Source organism: Methylomonas rivi, from assembly GCF_024505165.1.
In the GTDB taxonomy this organism is placed as follows: domain Bacteria; phylum Pseudomonadota; class Gammaproteobacteria; order Methylococcales; family Methylomonadaceae; genus Methylomonas; species Methylomonas rivi.
Genome location: NZ_JANIBK010000225.1, coordinates 1 through 4,121, shown reverse-complemented (window position 1 = coordinate 4,121; position 4,121 = coordinate 1). Strand labels below are relative to the sequence as shown.

The 4,121-nt window shown below is 55.2% G+C and carries 5 protein-coding genes; all 5 read right to left on the bottom strand.

Annotated elements, in window-relative coordinates:
• Positions 1–525 precede the first annotated feature (525 nt).
• A complete protein-coding gene (locus NP596_RS20180) occupies positions 526–1,290 on the bottom strand; it encodes a symmetrical bis(5'-nucleosyl)-tetraphosphatase (RefSeq protein WP_256617190.1) in 765 nt (254 codons plus the stop codon).
• Positions 1,291–1,327: 37 nt separating this feature from the next.
• On the bottom strand, positions 1,328–1,693 hold the full coding sequence (locus NP596_RS20175; protein WP_256617189.1) for a hypothetical protein: 366 nt from the start codon (positions 1,691–1,693) through the stop codon (positions 1,328–1,330).
• A complete protein-coding gene (locus tag NP596_RS20170) occupies positions 1,683–2,051 on the bottom strand; it encodes a NifB/NifX family molybdenum-iron cluster-binding protein (RefSeq protein ID WP_256617188.1) in 369 nt (122 codons plus the stop codon). The genes NP596_RS20175 and NP596_RS20170 overlap by 11 nt, the downstream gene beginning before the upstream one ends.
• A 484-nt stretch (positions 2,052–2,535) precedes the next feature.
• Complete coding sequence (locus NP596_RS20165; RefSeq protein ID WP_256617187.1) at positions 2,536–3,663, bottom strand: sodium ion-translocating decarboxylase subunit beta; 1,128 nt, start codon at positions 3,661–3,663, stop codon at positions 2,536–2,538.
• 58 nt (positions 3,664–3,721) lie between these two features.
• Positions 3,722–4,121 (bottom strand): biotin/lipoyl-containing protein (locus tag NP596_RS20160; RefSeq protein ID WP_256617186.1); only part of this gene is annotated, 400 nt, incomplete at its 5' end.

Genomic DNA, 4,121 nt, shown 5'->3' with positions numbered 1-4,121 from the left:
AATTGATAAGGCAACTATTACGAGAAGGCTGGTCGTTTAAACGGGGTAAAAAACACGGTAGGCTTTGGCCCCCATCGGGAAATCCGGTGCTGATCGTTCCGAGCACACCCAGTGACTTCCGCGCAGTGTTGAATTTTCGCAGTGATTTACGGTGAGCAATGATGCGTTAGCTCAATACTCTTTCAGTTGCTGCCGAAGGAGGGGTAGCATCTCTTGCGAACGGCAGCTTTTAAAAAGATTACCGACGATCATTTTTCAAATATTCAAAGCTAACGAATGTCCGCACATGGCCGAACCCGTGCATACGAAATCTATTGATCAGACCGCCCGAAGATTGTGTGTATTCATTGAGGCCTTTCCCGCGGGCTGGTAGCTGTGCCGCCTCCCGCAATTTTGGTTCGAAATCTCATGTTCTCTTCTTATTGGACCTGCCTGGGTTAATACGCAATCATCGGTAGTTTAGGCGGCGATTTTTGCGATTTTTTGTGCCCACCATTACGGATGCAATAAGCATTCGGTCTCTCGCTAGTCACCCAAGGCCAAGGCAGTAAGCCGGTCGACTGCGGACAAGGGATAAATGCCGGGACAAGGTTGGTCGGCAAAACCCGCATCGTCGGCAAATAAAATATTCAGCCGCGCCGTGCCGCGTTCCGCTTGCCGATACCAGGGTATCAAGCCTTCGGCCTGATTTTGCACGGCGCCGTCGGCGAGAAAATCCAGTTTGCCTTGCGCGTTGCAATACTTCATCTGCGTGTAGGCGTTGGCGATGAAATTCAGCCGTTTCCAGCCGCTCAGTTTGGCATGCCAGCGCGATTGGTCCTGGCGGCGGTTTTCCATAAAGGCTTGGTATTTATTGCTGGCCAACGCCGATTCGACTTCGCAGGCAAAGGTCAAGGCCTGGCTGAAACTCCAGGCGCCGGGTATGCCGGCATGCACCAGGGTGAAATTGCGTTTGCCGTCGTGGTGTATCAGTCCGCGCTGGCGCAGCCATTTCAACAGTTCTTCCCGATCCGGCGCGTTTAGAACGTCGTCCAAAGTATCGTTCGGGTTCGGTTCGGCGACACCGGCGGCCCGCCGCAGCAAATGCAGTTCCGCGTTACCCAGTACGGTGACGGCTTGTTTGCCCAAACCTTTCACCAGCCGCAATACCGCCAGGGAATCCGGCCCGCCGTTGACCAGATTGCCGCTAAACCACAGGCAATCGCTATCCGGGTTAAAGGCTATTTTGTCCAGCAGCGTTGCCAGCGCTCGATAATCGCCGTTCACACTGCCTATGGCGTAGATGGTCATGATGGCCTCGCATGGGGTGGGTAGCAGGTAAACCGGTTCAAGCTTCCTCGGTTTCGTTAGCGCCGTCCAGCAGCCCTTGCTGGCGTATCATGGCTTTAAAGCCTTTCATGACCGGCCGGGACAGCGCGGTTTCCGCCAATAGGCGTTGTTCGTAAATGCGGGTTTTAAGCTCATCATCGATGTACTCGCGAGCCGAAGCGATTAGCTGATGCAGCTCGGTTGCCAGCAATTGGCCGGGTTGGGTTTTGACGGCTTCGTACAGCAACGCCATCACTTGTTTTTCTGCCTCGGGCATTTTGCATTTGCCGTCCAGAATTTTCAGCATCACGGTGGTGGCGCAATCGACGTGAATCGGCGTTAAGGGATGCTGCCGCAACCACCGCACGACTTGTTCAGGATCCATGTTGCGCCTCGCCGGCGGCTACCTGGCTCACATAATCGAGCAACGAAGCTTCAATGGCTTCATATGCATATTGGCCGACCGCGCGCACGCCGATGTTGTTGAGTTTTTCGGTGGGCCCATCGCCTATCTTGGCGACGAATACCGCGTGGCAATCCTTAATCGCTTCCAGAATGCCGGCCATGGCCGATTGGTCGGCATGCTGACCCAGACAATAATGCGCGACCTGGCGGGTTTCAAGAAACCGGCAACTGTCCGGATAAGCGGTGTAAATATGGAATTGCTTGGCATGGCCGAAATGTTCGCTAATGGCCATGCCTTCCTTGCTGGCGACCGCCAGTAAGAGCGGAAAATCGGCCATCAGCAACACACCGGCCGGAATGGGGGAAACATTACTGCAAGCGGATTGAGCTTGCTAAACGATGAATTGGGCATGATAGAGCCGGGCTAACAAGGGTTTAGTTAACCCAAGCAAGACGGATACCAGTTTATTGATACCGCGCTACGCCTGACTTGTAAGGTATTGGCGGCTGCGGCGGGATTTGAAATTGTCGGGTTTGCAACAAACAAACTCGCTTGCCGAACGGCTTTATGTAACGGCCGCTGCCGAGAAAAAGGCCGCGACAGACGGTGAATCGGAAGGTTAACCACCCAATAGTTTGAGAGGCGGAGTTAAAAATCCACCTAGTCTCGGAGGGTGGGCACGGCTTTCGTGCCCACGCGGAATTAACCCGATGGTTCCGCCGAACATTGAATTATCCGTGCAAAATCGATCGGCATTGGCATTTCGACAGGCCCATGGCGGACATTTTTGCCCATCCTACGTCTAGCCATTGAATTTCAGCTTAACGAATCAGACTCAACAAGACACCGGCGGCGACCGCGGAGCCGATTACCCCGGCCACGTTCGGCCCCATGGCATGCATCAACAAAAAGTTATAGGGGTTGCTCTCCTGGCCGACTTTATTCGCTACCCGCGCCGCCATCGGCACGGCCGAGACGCCGGCGGCGCCGATCAGCGGATTGATGGGCGTACTGCTGAACCGATTCATGACTTTGGCCATAATCACGCCGCTGGCGGTGCCGATTGCGAATGCGACGGCACCCAGGCCCAGAATCCCCAGGGTTTCCATTTGCAAAAACGCGTCGGCGCTCAATTTGGACCCGACCGACAAACCCAGAAATATGGTAACGATATTGATCAATTCGTTCTGGGCGGTTTTGCTCAACCGGTCCACCACGCCGGACGCGTTCATCAAGTTGCCTAGACAGAACATACCGATCAACGGCGCCGCCGACGGCAACAACAAGGCAGTCAGGGTAACCAGCATCAAAGGGAAGACGATTTTTTCGGTCTTGCTGACGGAACGCAGTTGCTGCATTTCGATTTTGCGTTCTTCAACCGTGGTCAACGCCCGCATGATAGGCGGCTGAATCAGGGGAACCAAGGCCATATAGGAATACGCCGCCACCGCAATGGCCCCCAATAATTCCGGCGCCAGTTTGGACGCTACATAAATGGCCGTGGGGCCGTCGGCGCCGCCGATGATGGCAATCGCCGCCGCTTGCTTTAAATCGAAATCCATGCCCGGTATCACGTTCAAGGCAAGCGCCCCGAACAGGGTGGCGAAGATGCCGAATTGAGCGGCCGCGCCCAGGAATAGGGTTTTTGGATTGGCCAGCATGGGGCCGAAATCCGTCATTGCGCCCACGCCCATGAAAATCAGCAACGGGAACATGCCGGATTTAATCCCGCCGTACAAGTAATACAGCACCCCGCCCTCTTCGGTCATGCCGGCTACCGGTATGTTGCTGAGAATGGCGCCGAAACCGATCGGCAACAGCAGCAAGGGCTCGAAGCCTTTTTTAATCGCTAAAAACAGCAGCAGAAAACCCACTGCCATCATAATGGCTTGCGGCCCGGTAAAGTTGTACAGGCCGGTGCTTTCCCACAACAGTGTTAAATTTTCCATGAATGATCTTTGGTTGTTTCGGACGAAACGGCGAGCCAGGCGCCCGCCGCATGCATTGTTATAGCGTGACCAACACGTCGCCAACCGCTACGCTGTCGCCTTGCTTGACATTCACCGCACTGACGATACCGCCCACTTTGGCGCGGATTTCGGTTTCCATTTTCATGGCTTCCATCACCATCACCACATCGCCTTCGGAAATATGTGCTCCCACGTTGACATTCACTTTTAACACCACCCCGGCCAGAGGCGAAACCACGACGCCATGGCCGCTGATAATGGGCGGCGTGATGACCAGATCGGGACCGACCGGCGTGCTGGGCGACGCTGCCTGCACCGAAATATTGGAACCGGCCGGGCCGACGGCCACGTTATAGCTGCGGCCGTCTACATTGACGGTATACATTTCGGTAGGGCCCGCCGCCGCGCCGGCGGTCTTTTGACCGACCGCCTCGGCA